General features: G+C 74.0%; 13 protein-coding genes. All 13 read right to left on the bottom strand.

Going from position 1 to position 16,460, the window contains the following annotated elements; genetic code table 11:
* Positions 1-80: 80 nt before the first annotated feature.
* On the bottom strand, positions 81-830 hold the full coding sequence (locus tag J1M44_RS06460) for a TSUP family transporter (RefSeq protein WP_179288607.1): 750 nt from the start codon (positions 828-830) through the stop codon (positions 81-83).
* Positions 831-873: 43 nt separating this feature from the next.
* A complete protein-coding gene (locus J1M44_RS06455; protein WP_095695506.1) occupies positions 874-2,700 on the bottom strand; it encodes a proline--tRNA ligase in 1,827 nt (608 codons plus the stop codon).
* Between the two features lie 120 nt (positions 2,701-2,820).
* Positions 2,821-3,753, bottom strand: coding sequence for a GNAT family N-acetyltransferase (locus J1M44_RS06450; RefSeq protein WP_060775486.1), 933 nt, complete (start codon positions 3,751-3,753; stop codon positions 2,821-2,823).
* A complete protein-coding gene (gene ispG, locus J1M44_RS06445; RefSeq protein WP_060775477.1) occupies positions 3,728-4,912 on the bottom strand; it encodes a flavodoxin-dependent (E)-4-hydroxy-3-methylbut-2-enyl-diphosphate synthase in 1,185 nt (394 codons plus the stop codon). Before ispG ends, J1M44_RS06450 begins: the two co-directional genes overlap by 26 nt.
* Positions 4,913-5,017: 105 nt before the next feature.
* Positions 5,018-6,385 carry a site-2 protease family protein gene (locus J1M44_RS06440; protein WP_144824199.1) on the bottom strand — a complete coding sequence of 456 codons (1,368 nt, stop codon included), beginning with the start codon at positions 6,383-6,385 and terminating at the stop codon, positions 5,018-5,020.
* Positions 6,382-7,617 (bottom strand): 1-deoxy-D-xylulose-5-phosphate reductoisomerase, encoded by a 1,236-nt coding sequence (gene dxr / locus J1M44_RS06435; RefSeq protein WP_186309386.1) that lies wholly within the window; start codon positions 7,615-7,617, stop codon positions 6,382-6,384. The genes J1M44_RS06440 and dxr overlap by 4 nt, the downstream gene beginning before the upstream one ends.
* 139 nt (positions 7,618-7,756) lie before the next feature.
* Positions 7,757-9,379: a solute symporter family protein gene (locus J1M44_RS06430; RefSeq protein WP_002855014.1), complete on the bottom strand. Its 1,623-nt coding sequence runs from the start codon at positions 9,377-9,379 to the stop codon at positions 7,757-7,759.
* The gene (locus J1M44_RS06425) at positions 9,376-9,750 is read right to left on the bottom strand and encodes a DUF485 domain-containing protein (protein ID WP_002855015.1); all 375 of its coding nucleotides are present in this window, start codon (positions 9,748-9,750) and stop codon (positions 9,376-9,378) included. The genes J1M44_RS06430 and J1M44_RS06425 overlap by 4 nt, the downstream gene beginning before the upstream one ends.
* Positions 9,751-9,950: 200 nt before the next feature.
* Positions 9,951-10,829 (bottom strand): HpcH/HpaI aldolase/citrate lyase family protein, encoded by an 879-nt coding sequence (locus J1M44_RS06420; RefSeq protein WP_002855017.1) that lies wholly within the window; start codon positions 10,827-10,829, stop codon positions 9,951-9,953.
* Positions 10,826-11,356 carry a MaoC family dehydratase gene (locus J1M44_RS06415; protein WP_002855019.1) on the bottom strand — a complete coding sequence of 177 codons (531 nt, stop codon included), beginning with the start codon at positions 11,354-11,356 and terminating at the stop codon, positions 10,826-10,828. Before J1M44_RS06415 ends, J1M44_RS06420 begins: the two co-directional genes overlap by 4 nt.
* 1 nt (position 11,357) lies before the next feature.
* Positions 11,358-12,545 (bottom strand): acyl-CoA dehydrogenase family protein, encoded by a 1,188-nt coding sequence (locus tag J1M44_RS06410; protein WP_002855020.1) that lies wholly within the window; start codon positions 12,543-12,545, stop codon positions 11,358-11,360.
* A gap of 15 nt (positions 12,546-12,560) precedes the next feature.
* Positions 12,561-14,699, bottom strand: coding sequence for an ATP-binding protein (locus tag J1M44_RS06405; protein ID WP_206480769.1), 2,139 nt, complete (start codon positions 14,697-14,699; stop codon positions 12,561-12,563).
* 7 nt (positions 14,700-14,706) lie between these two features.
* Positions 14,707-16,323: a carboxyl transferase domain-containing protein gene (locus J1M44_RS06400; RefSeq protein WP_144824196.1), complete on the bottom strand. Its 1,617-nt coding sequence runs from the start codon at positions 16,321-16,323 to the stop codon at positions 14,707-14,709.
* Positions 16,324-16,460: the final 137 nt, after the last annotated feature.

Raw genomic sequence — 16,460 nt, 5'->3', positions numbered from 1 at the left:
GGACACCCTCGCCCCGCTGCTGCGCTGACCGCGGCCCACGGCGGGGCCGAGTGCTCCCGACCGGGTCGGACGGGCCGCGGTCAGCGCAGCAGCGGGGCGAGGGTGTCCGCGCCGACCTTGACGATGAGCGCGGTCACCACCATGAGGTACACCACGCGGATGAAGCCGGTGCCGCGGGCGATCGCCATGCGGGCCCCCACGTAGCCGCCCACGAGGTTGGCCGCGCCGAGCAGCAGCCCCAGGCCCAGCACCGCGTGCCCTGCGGGCACGAAGTACGCGAGCGCGCCGAGGTTGGTCGCGAGGTTGACCACCTTCGCCTGTGCCGAGGCGTGCAGGAAGTCGAACTTGAGCAGCAGGACCAGCCCCAGGATGAGGAACGTGCCCGTGCCGGGGCCGAGGACCCCGTCGTAGAAGCCCACCGCCGCGCCGAGCGCCACGGCCCGGGCCAGCGCGGCGCTCCGCCGCGGCCCCACGCCGGCGACCTGCCCGAGGCCCGGGCGCACGGCCGTGAACACGGCGACGGCGATCAACGCCACCAGGATCACGGGCCGGATCACGCCGGCCGGCAGATGCGCGGCGACCATGGCCCCGCCCAGGGCCGCCCCGAAGGCGACGGCGGCCATCGGCAGTGCGGTGGACAGGTCCTGCCGCAGGCGCCGCCGGTAGGTGAGCGCCGACGTCGCCGTGCCGAACACCGAGCCGAGCTTGTTGGTGGCCAGGGCCTGGATCGGGCTCAGCCCGGGCACGAGCAGCAGGGCCGGCAGCTGCAGCAGGCCGCCCCCGCCCACGACGGCGTCGATCCAGCCCGCCGCGAAGCCCGCGGCGAGCACGAGGACGAGCAGTCCGGCGGTCAGCTCGACGGCGCCGAACCACTCAGCGCCCGTCGCGCACCTCCGTGAGCACGGCCGCGACGGCCCCGTCCACGGGCACGGGGCGGGCCTCGCCGGTGGCACGGTCCTTGAGCTCGAGCTCGCCGTCGGCCAGGCCGCGGCCGATCACCACCGTGGTGGGCACGCCGATGAGCTCGGCGTCCTTGAACTTCACGCCCGGGCTGACCTTCGGACGGTCGTCCACGAGCACGGTCAGGCCCTCGGCCTCGAGGCCCGCGGCGAGCGTCTCGGCGGCGGCGAGGCCGTCCTCGCCCTTCGTGGCGACGACGACATGCACGTCCGCCGGAGCCACGGCGCGCGGCCATGCCAGGCCCTTGTCGTCGTGGTAGCGCTCGGCGATCGCGGCGACGGCGCGCGTGATGCCGATGCCGTAGGAGCCCATGGTCACCACGACCTGCTTGCCGTGGACGTCGAGGACCTTCAGGTCGAGGGCCTCGGCGTACTTGCGGCCGAGCTGGAAGATGTGGCCCATCTCCATGCCGCGGCGGGTGTGCAGCGGGCCGGAGCCGTCGGGGGCCTCGTCGCCCTCACGCACCGCGGTGGCCTCCAGCACGCCGTCCCACGTGAAGTCGCGGCCGGCCACGAGGCCGAACACGTGGCGCTGGTCCGCGTTCGCGCCGGTGATCCACGCCGTGCCGGGGGCGATGCGCGGGTCCACGAAGAAGGGCAGGCCCGAGACGGAGTCCTCCGCGCCGAGCACCGGGGTGCCCTCGACCGCGTCGGCGGCCGCGGGGCCGATGTAGCCCTTGACCAGGGCGGGGTGCGCGGCCAGGTCCGCGGCGGTCGCGGCCTCGAGCGTGGGCTCGCCGACCACGCCGAGCGCCGGGCCCACGGAGGCCTCGAGACGCTTGAGGTCCACCTCACGGTCGCCGGGCACGCCCACGACGAACGGGCGGCGCTCACCGCCGTCCACCACCGCGGTGACCACGACGCACTTGAGCGTGTCCGCGGCGGTCCACGGCTCGCCCTCGCGCGGGGCCAGCTGGTTGGCGACGTCCACGAGCGCGGCGATGGTGGTGGAGACCGGGGTGTCCTTGACCTCGGCGGCGGGCAGGGCCGCCATGGCGGCCTCGTCCAGCGGGGCGGGGGCCACCGTGGTGACGGCCTCGACGTTGGCCCGGTAGCCGCCGTCGGATTCGACGAAGGTGTCCTCGCCCACCTCGGTGGGGTGTAGGAACTCCTCGGAGCGGGAGCCGCCCATCGCACCGGAGGTGGCCCGCACCGGCACGACCTCGAGGCCGAGGCGGTCGAAGATCCGCAGGTAGGCGGCCCGGTGGGCCTCGTACGCGGCGTCCAGGCCGGCGTCGTCCACCGTGAAGGAGTAGGAGTCCTTCATGATGAACTCGCGCCCGCGGAGCAGGCCGGCGCGCGGGCGGGCCTCGTCCCGGTACTTGGTCTGGATCTGGTACAGGTACGCGGGCAGGTCCTTGTACGAGGAGTACAGGTCCTTCACCAGGAGCGTGAACATCTCCTCGTGCGTGGGGGCCAGGAGGTAGTCGTTGCCCCTGCGGTCCTGCAGGCGGAACAGCCCGTCGCCGTACTCGTCCCAGCGCCCCGTGGCCTCGTAGGGCTCCCGCGGCAGCAGCGCCGGGAAGTGCACCTCCTGGGCGCCGATCGCGTCCATCTCCTCGCGCACGATCCGCTCCACCTTGGCCAGCACCTTCAGGCCCAGCGGCAGCCACGAGTAGATGCCCGGGGCCGCGCGACGGATGTACCCGGCACGGACGAGGAGCCTGTGGCTCGCCACCTCGGCCTCCGCCGGGTCGTCGCGCAGGGTGCGCAGGAACAGGGTGGACATGCGCAGGGGCATGACGGGGCCTCCTCGGACGGGCTCGCGCGGTCGGGGGCGGCGCGCGGGACGGGACGACGCCGGCACGGGGTGCCCGGCGTCCTGACCGCCGATCCTATCGCCCGCGCAGGGTCCGCCGGGTCAGTACAGGACTGTCGCGAACGTGCCGCGCCGCTCGAACCCCACGCGCTCGTACGTGCGCAGCGCGGGGGTGTTGTACGCGTTGACATAGAGGCTGACCACGGGCGCCTGGAGGCGCACGTAGTCCACGACGGCGGCCATCGCCGACGCCGCCAGCCCTCGGCCCCGCGCGGCGGGGGCCATCCACACGCCCTGGATCTGGGCGCACCGGGAGGAGAGCAGCCCGATGTCCGCCTTGAAGCGCAGCGGGCCGCCCGCGTCGCGCGGGCCCGGGTCGATGAAGACGCGCCCGGCGTGGATCAGCCGCTCGACCCGGTCCCGGTACTGGGCCGCGCCGCCGGCGAACGGGGAGAAGCCGAGCTCCTCCTCGAACATCGCCGCGCTGGCCGGCAGGACGCGCGCGAAGTCGCGTGGCTGCGCCTGCACCACGTACGGGTTCGGGTCGATACCCCGGGCCGTGCCCAGCACGAGCAGCGGCTGGTCGGCGCGCACGGACCGGGACCGGTGGCCCGCGGCGGCGAGGGCCTCGCCGGCGGCCAGCACGGGACCGGCCGGGCCGTAGATCGACCCGTACCGGCGGCGCAGCGCCGCGGCCGCCGCGCCGAACGCCTCCGCGTCGCCCGGCGCCCAGCCCGCGTCCGGGGCCTCGGACGCGGCGACCGGCACCACGTTCGAGCCGATCCAGACGGCCGCCCGCAGCCCCCCGGCGCCCGGGGCGTCGTCGTCGATCCCGAGGAACAGGGTGCCCGCCGCTCCCCCGCGCGGGCCGGCCAGGCGGCCCGCCTCGAGCAGGGAGTCCACGAACACGTTGGACACGGGGGCACGGGCGGACAGGGCCGCGAGCGCGGCGGTGTCCGCGTCGGTCAGCAGGCGGACGCGGTCTCCCGTGGCGGCCCGGACCTCCCGGTCAGTGGACGGAGACCACCGGGGCACCGGCGGCAGCCTGGTCACCGCCGTCCTCCCCCAGGTCCATCTCACCGGCGATCCGGTTGGCCTCCTCGATGAGGGTCTCCACGATCTGGTCCTCGGGCACGGTGCGGATGACCTCGCCCTTGACGAAGATCTGGCCCTTGCCGTTGCCGGAGGCGACGCCGAGATCGGCCTCGCGGGCCTCGCCCGGCCCGTTGACGACGCAGCCCATGACGGCCACCCGCAGCGGGACCTCGAGGTCCTGGAGGCCCTCGGTGACCTGCTCGGCCAGCGTGTACACGTCCACCTGGGCGCGGCCGCACGAGGGGCAGGAGACGATCTCGAGCTTGCGCTCACGCAGGTTCAGGGACTGCAGGATCTGCAGGCCCACCTTGACCTCCTCGACCGGCGGCGCGGAGAGGGAGACGCGGATGGTGTCGCCGATGCCCTGGCCGAGCAGGTAGCCGAAGGCGGTGGCGGACTTGATGGTGCCCTGGAAGGCCGGGCCGGCCTCGGTGACGCCGAGGTGCAGCGGCCAGTCACCCTGCTCGGCGAGCAGCTCGTAGGCGCGGGCCATGATCACCGGGTCGTTGTGCTTGACGGAGATCTTGAAGTCCTTGAAGCCGTGCTCCTCGAAGAGGGAGGCCTCCCAGACGGCGGACTCGACGAGGGCCTCCGGGGTGGCCTTGCCGTGCTTCTGCAGCAGGCGCGGGTCCAGGGAGCCGGCGTTGACGCCGATGCGGATGGAGGTGCCATGGTCCGAGGCGGCCTGGGCGATCTCCTTGACCTTGTCGTCGAACTTCTTGATGTTGCCCGGGTTCACGCGCACGGCGCCGCAGCCGGCCTCGATCGCCGCGAACACGTACTTCGGCTGGAAGTGGATGTCCGCGATCACGGGGATGGTGGACTGCTGGGCGATGACCTTGAGGGCCTCGGCGTCCTTGTCCGTGGGGCAGGCCACGCGGACGATGTCGCAGCCGGCGGCCGTGAGCTCGGCGATCTGCTGCAGGGTCGCGCCGATGTCGTGCGTCTTGGTGGTGGTCATCGACTGCACCGAGACGGGGTGCTGCGAGCCGACACCCACCGAGCCCACCTGGATCTGCCGAGTGGTGCGGCGCGGGGCCAGCACGGGCGGCGGGGCGGACGGCATTCCAAGGCTGACGGGCACGGGGGCGCTCCTCATGGGTTCTCGGGGTCGACGGCGCGGGGCCGCCGGGTTCTCCGGTCCATCCTAGGCGCGCGGGCGCCCCGGGGCGCGGGGCGACCGCCCACGGCGAACGGACCGGACTCAGAACAGCCGGACCGGCTCCACGATGTCCGCCACGATCAGGAGGACGCCCATGAGCAGCATCGCCGCGCCCACCGCGTAGGTCAGCGGCAGCATGCGGGCCAGGTCGAACGGCCCCGGGTCGGGGCGGCCCGTGATCCGGGCCCAGCCGCGGCGCACCGCCTCCCACAGGGCGCCGGCCACGTGGCCGCCGTCGAGCGGGAGCAGCGGGATGAGGTTGAACACCATGAGAGCCACGTTCACGCCCGCCAGCAGGGACAGCAGCAGGGCGGCCTTGTCCGTCAGCGTGGCCTGCTCGAGCGCCGCCGCCTCCCCGGCGATCCGTCCGACGCCCACCACGGACATCGGGCCGTCCGGGTCGCGCTCGGCCGGGGTCACCACGGCGACGGCGGTGTCCCACAGCCGCTGCGGCAGCACGAGGACGACGTCGACGACGCCGCGCACCTGCTGGGCGACGAGCGGGCCGGCGTCGAGCGGGGTGCCGCGGACCGTCTCGAGCTGCGCGCCCATGCCGATGAACCCGACCTCGTGGGTCGCGACGGTCCCGTCCGGGGCCCGCTCGGGCCGGCCCAGCGCGTCCGTCACGGGCCGTTCGGTCAGGCGCGGGGTCAGGGTGGCGCTCATCCGCTCGCCGTCGCGTTCCCACTCGATCCGGGTGGGCTGTCCGGCGCGGTCCCGGATCGCGGCGGAGAGGGCGTCCCAGTCGGAGACCGGCTGCCCGTCGAAGGCGAGCACGGTGTCCCCGGGGCGCAGTCCCGCCTCGTGGGCGGGCCCGGCGGGATCGCCCGGGCGGCAGTCCTCTGTCCCGCCGGAGGCGGCGCGGGTCTGCTGCTCCTGCGTCGTGACCACGCACCGGTAGACCTCGGCGACGGTGGTGCTGGGCTGCGAGGTGCCCACCGTGGTGACCAGCAGGGCGGTGAGGCCCAGCGCGATGAGCAGGTTCATGAACGGCCCGCCGAGCATGATCACCACGCGCTTCCACACCGGCAGGGCGAGGAAGCGGCGGTGCTCGTCGCCGGGGCGGACCTCCTCGGCGGCCTGGGCCCGCGCGTCGTCGGCCAGGCGGCCCAGCTGCTGGACGAAGCCCGTGGACGCCGTGCGGGGCGTCTGTCCGGGCCGCGGCGGGGGCAGCATCCCGATCATCGCGACGTAGCCGCCCAGCGGGACGGCCTTGAACCCGTACTCCGTCTCGCCGCGGCGCCAGGAGAAGAGCGTCGGGCCGAAGCCGATCATGTACTGCGTGACGCGCACGCCGAAGAGCTTGGCCGGGATGAGGTGGCCGACCTCGTGCAGGGCGATCGAGACCGCCAGGCCCAGCGCGACCGCGAGGACGCCCGTGACGTACCAGAGGATCTCCACGACGGTCACCAGCGGGCCCGCGCCGCACGGCGCGCCCAGGTCTCGGCGGCGAGCACGGCATCCACGGTGAGCGCCGCGGGCGCGGGGTCGTGGCCGGCCGCGGCGAGCACGTGCTCGGGGGCATAGTCGGCGACGACGGCGCGGACCGTGTCCACGATCCCGTCGAAGGGCAGGGCGCCGGCGTGGAAGGCGTCCACCGCCTCCTCGTTGGCGGCGTTGAACACGGCCATGTGGGTGGGCGAGGCGGCCGCCGCCTCCTTCGCGGCCCGCACGGCGGGGAAGGCCTCCTCATCGAGGGGCTCGAAGGTCCAGGTGGCCGCCCGCGTCCAGTCGCAGGCCGGGGCTGCGCCCGGGAGACGGCGCGGCCAGCACAGCCCCAGGGCGATGGGCAGGCGCATGTCCGGCGGGGAGGCCTGGGCGAGCGTGGACCCGTCGACGAACTCGACCATCGAGTGCACCACGGACTGCGGGTGGACCACGACGTCGATCCGGTCCAGGGGCACGTCGAACAGCAGGTGGGCCTCGATCACCTCGAGGGCCTTGTTCACGAGAGAGGCGGAGTTGGTGGTGACGACGCGGCCCATGTCCCACGTGGGGTGGGCGAGGGCCTGGGCGGGCGTGACGGCGTGCAGGGCGGCGCGGTCCAGGCCCCGGAACGGCCCGCCCGAGGCCGTGAGCACGAGGCGGCGGACCTCGTCCGCCGTGCCGCCGCGCAGCGCCTGCGCGAGCGCGGAGTGCTCGGAGTCCACCGGCACGAGCTGCCCTGGTGCCGCGGCGGCCTTCACGAGGGCCCCGCCGACGATGAGCGACTCCTTGTTGGCCAGGGCCAGGCGGTGACCGGCGTGCAGCGCGGCGAGGGTGGGCCGCAGGCCGATCGAGCCCGTGATCCCGTTCAGCACGGTGTCGGCGCCGGGCCACGCGGCGATCTGCTCGGCGGCGCACGGACCGGTGAACAGCACCGGCCGGGGGGCCGGGCGCCCGAGGCGGGCGGCGGCGTCGGCGAGGGCGGCCCGCAGCTCCTCCTCCCCCGCCGCGGCGGAGCCCACCGCCTCGACCTCGAAGCGCACGGCCTGCTCGGCCAGCAGGGTCGTGTTCGCCCCGCCCGCGAGCGCGACGGCCCGGAGCCGGGCGGGGTCCTGGGCGATCACGTCGAGGCCCTGGGTGCCGATCGAGCCCGTGGAGCCGATCAGGGCGACGGCGCGCGGGGCGCCGCCGTCGTCCGCCGGGTCGGGGGCGGGCAGCGTGTAGTCGGTGAGGGATCCGTGCGTCACCCCGCCATGATGCCAGCCGGGCCTGGACACGGACGGGGGGCCGGCCGGACGGACGCCGCACCGCGACGTCCCGCCCCGCCGACCCCCGTGGGACCGGGTCAGCCGCGGATCAGTGCTGCACCGGCTTCTCGGCGCCGATGCCGGTGAGGGAGCGGACCTCCATCTCGGCCTGCTTGTCCGGGTCCTCGGCGCGCGACGAGGTCACCGAGCCGAGCCAGCCGAGGAAGAAGGCCAGCGGGATGGAGACGATGCCCGGGTTCTTCAGCGGGAACACCGCGAAGTCCGCGCCCGGGATCATCGAGGTCGGCGTCCCGGACATCACCGGGGACAGGACGATCAGGATGATCGCGGAGAGCAGTCCGCCGTACATCGACCACACCGCGCCGCGGGTGGTGAAGCGCCGCCAGAACAGGGAGTAGAGGATGGTCGGCAGGTTCGCCGAGGCCGCCACCGCGAAGGCGAGCGCCACGAGGAACGCCACGTTCTGGCCCTGGGCGGCGATGCCGCCGACGATCGCCAGGACGCCGATCACCACCACGGTGATCTTGCCGATCCGCACCTCCTCCTGCGGGGTGAGCGGGTGCTTGGCGATCACGGAGCCGTACACGTCGTGGGCGAAGGACGCCGCCGCCGTGATGGCCAGGCCCGCGACCACCGCGAGGATGGTGGCGAACGCGACCGCCGAGATCAGGCCCAGCAGGATGGAGCCGCCGAGCTCGAACGCCAGCAGCGGGGCCGCGGAGTTCTGCCCGCCGGGCGCCGCCAGGATGCGCTCGGGACCGATCAGCGCGCCGGCGCCGTAGCCCAGCACGAGGGTGAACAGGTAGAACGCGCCGATGAGGACGATGGCCCACACCACGGACTTGCGCGCCTCCTTGGCGGTGGGCACCGTGTAGAACCGCATGAGCACGTGCGGCAGGCCGGCCGTGCCGAGCACGAGCGCGATGCCCAGGGACACGAAGTCGAGGCGGGTCAGCGCGCTGGCGCCGTACTGCAGGCCCGGCTCGAGGATCGCCTCGCCCTTCGGGTTCAACTCGACGGCGGCCCCCAGCAGGGCGTTGAAGTCGAAGCCGAACAGGGCCAGCGACCACACGGTCATGATCCCCGCGCCGGCGATCAGCAGGATCGCCTTGATGATCTGCACGTAGGTGGTGCCCTTCATGCCGCCGATCAGCACGTAGACGATCATGAGCACGCCGACGATCACGATCACGAGGGCCTGGCCGGCCCGGTCGTTGATGTTCAGCAGCAGGGACACCAGGCCGCCGGCGCCGGCCATCTGGGCCAGAAGGTAGAAGAGGCAGACGGCCATGGTGCCGAAGGCGGCGGCGATGCGCACGGGACGCTGCTGCAGGCGGAAGGACAGCACGTCCGCCATGGTGAACCGGCCCGTGTTGCGCAGCAGCTCGGCCACCAGCAGCAGGGCGACGAGCCAGGCGACGAGGAAGCCGATCGAGTAGAGGAAGCCGTCGTAGCCGTAGAGGGCGATCGCGCCCACGATGCCGAGGAACGAGGCCGCGGAGAGGTAGTCACCCGCGATGGCCGTGCCGTTCTGGGTGCCGGAGAAGCCGCGGCCACCGGCGTAGTAGTCCGCCGAGGACGCGTTCGTCTTGGACGCGCGGATCACGATCACGAGGGTGACCACGACGAACGCCACGAAGATGCCGATGTTCACGGCGGGGTTGCCGACCGTCTGCGCGGCGGCCTGGAGCAGGGGGGTCGAAGCGCTCATCGCGTGGCCTCCGGGTTCTCGTGGGCGCCGGCGGACTCGCGCTCGAGGCGCTCACGCAGCGCGGTGGCGCGGGGGTCCAGGGTCCGGTTGGAGAAACGGACGTAGGCGAAGGTGATCAGGAACGTGGTGACGAACTGGAGCAGACCGAGGATCAGGCCGAGGGTGATGTTGCCGCCGAGGCGGATCGCCATGAACTCGGGGAAGAACGCGCCGGCGATCACGAACACCAGGTACCAGACGAAGAACGCCACGGTCATGGGGAAGGCGAAGGATCGGTGGGTGCGCCGGAGCTCGATGAACTCCTCGGACTGCTGCGCGGCGCGGAACTGCGCGGCCGTGGGGACCGGCGCCGTGGGCTCGCTGGAGGACATGGGCCCTCCGGGGTGCGTGGGACGGATCAGTGTGAGACAGATCACTGTGATGACAACCACACTGTGACGGGCGGAGGGGTGCGCCGTCAAGCGCGCCCCTGGGCCGTGTGCCCAAGTGACAGCCCCGGTGCGCAGCCGTGCGGACACGGCTGCGCCCCGACGGCACGGGGCCGCCGGGGCGCGGAGCCGCCGGGAGACGCTCAGGCGCCGGCTGGCCCCACCGCATCCGCGCGGCGCAGGAGCGCGCGGGCCTGGGCGAGGACCACCTCATCGACCATCGTCCCGTCCAGCGCGAAGGCGCCGTGCCGGCCCTCGGCCGCGGCGAGGACGCGCCGGGCGCGCTCGAGGGCCTCCGGCGCGGGCGTGTAGGCGGAACGCACGATGGGCACCTGGAGCGGGTGCAGGCACACGGTCGCGGTGCAGCCCAGGGCGACGGCGTCCTCGGCCTCGGCGGCCAGCCCGGCCTCGTCGCCGAGGTCCAGGTGGACGGCGTCCCATGCGGCCGCGCCGTGGGCGGCCGCCGCCAGCAGCACCGTCGCACGGGCGTGCTGGACCACGGAGCGGTAGGCGCCCTCGGGGGTGCGGGAGGAGCTGCCGCCCATCGACGCCACGAGGTCCTCGGCGCCCCACATCAGCGCACCCACGTGCGGGTGGGCGGCCAGTTCGGCGGCGGCGAGGATCCCGGCCGCGGTCTCGCACAGGGCGACGACGCGGGTCTGCGGTCCGAGGGCGGCGACGACCCCGTCCACCTGCGCGGCGGACTCGGCCTTGGCGAGCATGAGCGTGCGCCAGCCCGTCCCGGCGAGCATGGCCAGGTCGGCGTCGTGGTCCGCGGTGCCCGCGGGGTTCACGCGCACCACCACGCGGTCCTCGTCCAGCGGGCCGCCGTCGACCCCGCCCGTCGCCCGCCCCACCCAGGCCGCCGCAACGGCGTCCCGCGCGGCGGGCCGGGCCTCCGGGGTGACGGCGTCCTCGAGGTCGAGGATCACCGCGTCCGCGCGTTCGAGCGCCGTGGCGTACCGCTCGGAGCGGTCCGCCGGGGTGAACATGACGGCCGGTCCGAGGGTCAGCGCGCTCATGCCCGCTCCCCCGTCCCTGCGGCGTCGGCGGCCTTCGCCTTGGCCTCCGCGTGCGCCTGCGCGGTCCACATCAGGCACGTGCGTTGGGCGCGGACGACGACGTCGCCGTGCTGGTTCTCCCCCGTCATCGCGAACGTGACGATCCGCTGCCCCGGCCGCGAGGAGGACTCGCGGATCGCGGTGACCTCGGAGCGCCCGTAGAGCGTGTCCCCGTGGAAGACCGGCTTCGGGAACGCGATCTCCCCCAGGCCGAGCTGGGCCACGAGCGTGCCCTGCGTGGTCTGCCCGACGGCGAGGCCCACCAGGGTGGACAGCGTCAGCATCGAGTTGACCAGCGGTCGGCCGAACGGCTGGGCCGCCGCGTACGCGTGGTCCAGGTGCAGGGCCTGCGGGTTCATGGTGAGGGTGGTGAACAGGACGTTGTCCGCCTCGGTGAGCGTGCGGCCGGGCCGGTGCAGGTAGACCTGACCGACCGCCAGCTCGTCCGCGTAGCGGCCCCGCTGCTCGATCTCGACGCGCTCCGTCACGTCAGAGGCCCAGCTCGCGGGCGATCAGCATGAGCTGCACCTCGGTGGTGCCCTCGCCGACCTCGAGGATCTTGGAGTCGCGGTAGTGACGAGCCACGAGGGTCTCGTTCATGAAGCCGTAGCCGCCGAACACCTGGGTGGCGTCCCGGGCGTTGTCCATGGCGGCCTCGCCGGCGATCAGCTTGGCCATGGCGGCCTCGGTCTTGAACGGCTTGCCGGCCAGCATCTTCTGGGCGGCCTCGTAGTAGGCCAGGCGGGCGGCGTGCGCGCGGGCCTGCATGCGGGCGATCTTGAAGGACACCGCCTGGAACTGCCCGATCTTCTGGCCGAACGAGGTCCGCTGCTTGGCATAGGCGACCGACTCGTCCACGCAGCCCTGGGCCGCGCCGGTGGCCAGGGCCGCGATGGCGATGCGGCCCTCGTCCAGGATCTCGAGGAAGTTGGCGAAGCCGCGGCCGCGGGCGCCCAGCAGGTTCTCCTCCGGCACGCGCGCGTCCGTGAAGTGCAGGGCGTGGGTGTCCGAGGAGTTCCAGCCGACCTTGTCGTAGGCCTTGGCCACGGAGAAGCCCTCGGTGCCGGCGGGCACGAGGATCGTGGAGATCTCCTTGGCGGGGCGGCCGTCGTGGCCGGTCCTGCCCTCCACCGTGCCGGTCACGGCGGTGACGGTGACGAGCGAGGTGATGTCCGTGCCGGAGTTGGTGATGAACTCCTTGGCGCCGTTGATGCGCCACTGGCCGTCCTCGAGCGCGGCGGTGGTCTGGGTGCCGCCGGCGTCGGAGCCCGCGCCCGGCTCGGTGAGGCCGAAGCCGGCCAGGTGCGTGCCGGCCACGAGGTCCGGCAGCCAGCGCTGCTTCTGCTCCTCGGTGCCGAACTTCAGCAGCGGCATGGCGCCCAGGGAGACGCCGGCCTCGAGGGTGATGGCCACGGACTGGTTGACACGGCCGAGCTGCTCGAGGGCCAGGGCCAGGGCGAAGTAGTCGCCGCCCATGCCCCCGTACTCCTCGGGGAACGGCAGGCCGAACAGGCCCATCTCGCCCATCTGGGCCACGATCTCGTACGGGAACTCGTGCTTGGCGTCCAGCTCGGCGGAGACCGGGGCCACGACCTCGTCGGCGAACTCGCGGACGGTGTCGGAGAGGACCTGGTAGTCCTCCTCGAGGGCGGGCAGGGTGCGGTGCTTGGTGCTCATGGTCCTCTCCTGTTCTCAGGCGTTCTCTTCGGGTGCTGCGTGCTCGGCGGGCTCGACGACGGCGATCAACGCCTGCGCGGCCACGGAGTCGCCCTCGGCGACGTGGACGGTCACGACGCCGGCGACGGCGGCCGTGACGGGGTGCTCCATCTTCATGGCCTCGACCACCGCCAGCTCCTGGCCCGCGGCCACGGTGTCCCCGGTGGCCACGGACACGGCGACGACGGTGCCCGGCATGGGCGTGCGGGCCTCGGGGGACGCTGCGCCGGCCGGGGCACGACGCGCGGCCGCGGCCGCGCGGGCAGCCTCGACCACCTCGGCCCGGGTGAGGCGGCGGACCTGCCACGCGGCGCCGTCGCGGTGCAGCCACGCTGAGCGTGGGTCCCGCGGGTCACCGGCCAGGAGGTTGACGCCCGCCAGGGCTCCGGCGTCCTCGTCCACCTCGGCGTCGGCGGCGGGGGCGGTGAGGATGCGGTCCTCGTCCCCGACCCGGACGCGCATCCCGGGCTGCGGGGCGCCCGCGCCGCGCCAGCCGTCCGCCCGGGCCCACGCGGTGCCGGCCGCGCGGTGCTCGGCGGCGGCCGCGTCCTCGGACACGTCGGCCAGGGCCTCGGCCGCGAGCGCGGCGAGGTCCTCGGGCAGCGCGGGGGCGGTCCACGCCTCGAGGCCGTCGATCAGCTCGGTGGTGAGCCGGCCGGCCCGCACGTCCGCGCGGGCCGCGAGCTCGCGCAGCCAGCCCAGGTTGGAGCGGACGCCGAACAGCACGGTGTCCGCGAGCGCGGCGTCGAGCCGGTCGAGGGCCTCGGCGCGGTCGGCGCCGCGGGCGATGAGCTTGGCGATCATCGGGTCGTAGAAGCCGGTGATCTCGGGCTGCTCACCGTCCGGGGCCGCGAGCCCCTCCCACAGCGCACCGTCGTCGTCGCGGATCGTCAGGACAGAGCCGAACGCACGCTCCTCGCCCTGCGAGGGCAGCAGGAGCGTGTCGACGCGGACGCCCTCGCCGGCGGGCTCGCGCCAGCGCAGCACCGGCCCGGTGGAGGGCAGGAAGCCGTTCGCGGGGTCCTCCGCGTAGACGCGGGCCTCGACGGCGGCGCCGTCGAGGCTCACGTCCTCCTGGGCGAAGCCGAGCGGCTCCCCCGCGGCGATGCGCAGCTGCAGCTCCACGAAGTCCAGGCGCTGTCCGCGCACCCGGACGACCTCCTCGGAGACCGGGTGCTCCACCTGCAGGCGGGTGTTCATCTCCATGAAGAAGAACTCGTCCGGGTTCTCGTCCGAGACGAGGAACTCGACGGTGCCGGCACCGCGGTAGCCCACGGACACGGCCGCGTCCACGGCGGCCCGGCCCAGGCGCTCGCGGAGCTCGGCCCCGTGCGCCAGCCCGGTCAGCAGGGGCGCGGGGGCCTCCTCGATCACCTTCTGGTGGCGGCGCTGCAGGGAGCACTCGCGCTCACCCAGGTGCACGGTGGCGCCGTGGGCGTCCGCGAACACCTGCACCTCGATGTGCCGGGGCGCGGTGATGAGCCGCTCGAGCAGCAGCGTGTCGTCGCCGAACGCCGAGCGCGCGGTGCGCCGGGCGGAGGCGAGGGCGCCGGGCAGCTCCTCGGCGGCGCGCACGGCCACCATGCCCTTGCCGCCGCCGCCCGCGGAGGGCTTGATCAGCAGCGGGAAGCCGACGCGCTCGGCCTCGGCGGTGATCTGCTCGTCGGTGAGCGTGGGGTCCTGGATGCCGGGGACCACCGGCACGTCGTACGCGGCCACGGTCTCCTTCGCGCGGATCTTGTCCGCCATCGCGTCGAGCGAGCCCACGGGAGGGCCCACGAACACGATGCCTGCCGCGTCCAGTGCGCGGGCGAAGTCGGCGTTCTCGGACAGGAAGCCGTAGCCGGGGTGCACGGCCTGCGCGCCGGTGCGGCGCGCGGCGTCGACGACGGCGTCGATGTCCAGGTACGACTCGCGGGCCGGGGCCGGGCCGAGGCGGACTGCCGTGTCCGCCTCGCGGACGTGCCGCGCGTCGGCGTCGGCGTCGGAGTGCACGGCCACCGAGCGGATGCCGAGGCGGCGCAGGGTGCGGATGACGCGCACGGCGATCTCGCCGCGGTTGGCCACCAGCACGGTGTCGAACAGGGGCGTCCCCTGGGCGTGGTTCTCGGTCACGGGTGCCTCACATGCGGAACAGGCCGAACCGGGAGTCCGGCAGCGGGGAACGGGAGATGACGTCGAGGGCCAGGGAGAGCACCCGGCGGGTCTGGCCGGGGGTGATCACACCGTCGTCCCAGAGGCGGGCGGTGGAGTACAGGGGGCTGCCCTGGTCCTCGTACTGCCGGCGGACCGGCGCCTGGAAGGCCTCGACCTCCTCGGGGGACATCGGCTCCTCCCCCGCGGCGGCCCGCTGGTCCTGCTTGATCTGCGTGAGCACGGAGGAGGCCTGCGGGCCGCCCATCACGGAGATGCGCGCGTTCGGCCACATCCACAGGAAGCGGGGTGAGTAGGCGCGGCCGCACATCGCGTAGTTGCCGGCGCCGAACGAGCCGCCGATCACCACGGTCAGCTTGGGCACGCGGGCGGTGGCGACGGCGGTGACCATCTTGGCGCCGTCGCGCGCGATGCCGCCGGCCTCCGCGTCCCGGCCCACCATGAAGCCGGAGATGTTCTGCAGGAACAGCAGCGGGATGCCGCGCTGGTCGCACAGTTCGATGAAGTGCGCGCCCTTGCGGGCGGAGTCGCCGAACAGGATGCCGTTGTTGGCGAGGACGCCCACGGGGTGGCCGTCGATCCGCGCGAACGCGGTGATCAGGGTGGTGCCGTAGAGGGGCTTGAACTCGTGGACGGAGCCGCCGTCCACGAGGCGGTCGATCACCTCGCGCACGTCGTAGGGGGTGTTCACGTCCACGGGCACGACGCTGGTCAGTTCGGCCGGGTCCTTGGCGGGTTCCGCGGCGGGGGCGACCTCCCAGGCCGGCTCCTCGGCCGGAGGCAGGGTGGCCACGATGTCCCGGAGGATCTGCATGGCGTGCAGGTCGTCGTCCGCCAGGTGGTCCGCGACGCCGGAGCGCTCGGCGTGCAGCCGGCCGCCGCCGAGGTCCTCGGGCGAGACGTCCTCCCCGATCGCGGCCTTCACGAGCGGGGGGCCGCCGAGGAAGATGGTGCCCTGCTCGCGCACGATCACGGTCTCGTCCGACATGGCCGGCACGTACGCGCCGCCCGCCGTGGAGGAGCCGCACACCGCGGCCAGCTGCGGGATGCGCTGCGAGGAGAGCAGCGCCTGGTTCCGGAAGATGCGGCCGAAGTGCTCGCGGTCCGGGAAGACCTCGTCCTGGCGGGGCAGGAACGCGCCGCCGGAGTCCACGAGGTAGATGCACGGCAGGCGGTTCTCCAGGGCGATCTCCTGGGCCCGCAGGTGCTTCTTCACCGTCATGGGGTAGTAGGTGCCGCCCTTCACGGTGGCGTCGTTGCCGACGACCATCACGAGGCGGCCGTGGACCAGGCCGATGCCCGCCACGACGCCGGCGGCGGGGCTGTCCCCGTCGTACAGGCCGTGCGCGGCCAGCGCGCCGACCTCGAGGAAGGGCGAGCCCTCGTCGAGCAGCGCGTCGATGCGGTCCCGCACCAGCAGCTTGCCTCGGCCGGTGTGGCGCTCACGCGAGCGCTCGGGCCCGCCGAGCGACGTGCGGGCGACGAGGTCGGCGAGCTCCTGCTCGAGCCGGGCATGGCCGGCCGCGTTGCGCTCGGCCACGGTGGGCGCGGCCTGCGCGGCCGGGGCCGGGGTGCTGGCGGTCATGAGACCCCCTTCAGTGAATGACGACTAACTGAACTGAGCCTCAGTGTAGTGACGATCGTCACCGACGTCGACCGCGTGCCCGGCGCGCCTCGTCCCGTCCTACAGTGGATCCCATGCCCGCCGCCGATCCCGCGTCC

The sequence above is a fragment of the Micrococcus sp. KRD128 genome (genome assembly GCF_017168395.1).
Lineage (GTDB): Bacteria > Actinomycetota > Actinomycetes > Actinomycetales > Micrococcaceae > Micrococcus > Micrococcus luteus.
This window is presented reverse-complemented; position numbering and strand designations above follow the sequence as displayed.

What these genes read in the sequence shown, in the direction of transcription:
- J1M44_RS06400 (WP_144824196.1), bottom strand. Translation starts at nt 16,323, where the DNA reads ATGACCGCCAGCACCCCGGCCCCGGCCGCGCAGGCCGCGCCCACCGTG.
- J1M44_RS06410 (WP_002855020.1), bottom strand. Translation starts at nt 12,545, where the DNA reads ATGAGCACCAAGCACCGCACCCTGCCCGCCCTCGAGGAGGACTACCAG.
- J1M44_RS06430 (WP_002855014.1), bottom strand. Translation starts at nt 9,379, where the DNA reads ATGAGCGCTTCGACCCCCCTGCTCCAGGCCGCCGCGCAGACGGTCGGC.
- J1M44_RS06420 (WP_002855017.1), bottom strand. Translation starts at nt 10,829, where the DNA reads ATGAGCGCGCTGACCCTCGGACCGGCCGTCATGTTCACCCCGGCGGAC.
- J1M44_RS06425 (WP_002855015.1), bottom strand. Translation starts at nt 9,750, where the DNA reads ATGTCCTCCAGCGAGCCCACGGCGCCGGTCCCCACGGCCGCGCAGTTC.
- J1M44_RS06455 (WP_095695506.1), bottom strand. Translation starts at nt 2,700, where the DNA reads ATGCCCCTGCGCATGTCCACCCTGTTCCTGCGCACCCTGCGCGACGAC.
- ispG (WP_060775477.1), bottom strand. Translation starts at nt 4,912, where the DNA reads ATGAGGAGCGCCCCCGTGCCCGTCAGCCTTGGAATGCCGTCCGCCCCG.